Below are 341 nucleotides of genomic sequence, written 5' to 3'. Positions count from 1 at the left end.
TCGGCACGACCCGGGCGATGTGGGACGGCGTGGCCGCTCGCTTGCGCGGGCGCTACCGGGTGCTGCGCTACGACACACGCGGCCACGGCGCCTCGGCCACCCGCGATGCGCCGGCCGACCGGTCGTCGCGCACCACCGTCCAGAGCCGGCCCGTGCGGGTCTTACCCTTGGCCATAACCGGCACCGGCGTTTCGTCGAGATGGAGGCGCTCGGCCGCCCGAACATGGGCCTCAATTCGGGAGGCCAGAGGCGACAGGGCAGTGGTGACGGCTCCGACCCAGCCGGCCAGGGTCGAGACGTCGATCGGCACGCCCTCATGGGCGAAGCGCTGGCTCTGGCGA

General features: G+C 73.0%; 1 pseudogene. It reads right to left on the bottom strand.

The annotated features are described in order from the left end of the window. Positions 1–118 precede the first annotated feature (118 nt). Positions 119–341: pseudogene (locus MKL11_RS06650) on the bottom strand (transposase); the annotation flags it as partial.

This window comes from Methylobacterium sp. J-077, from assembly GCF_022829365.1.
Classification (GTDB): domain Bacteria; phylum Pseudomonadota; class Alphaproteobacteria; order Rhizobiales; family Beijerinckiaceae; genus Methylobacterium.
This window is presented reverse-complemented; position numbering and strand designations above follow the sequence as displayed.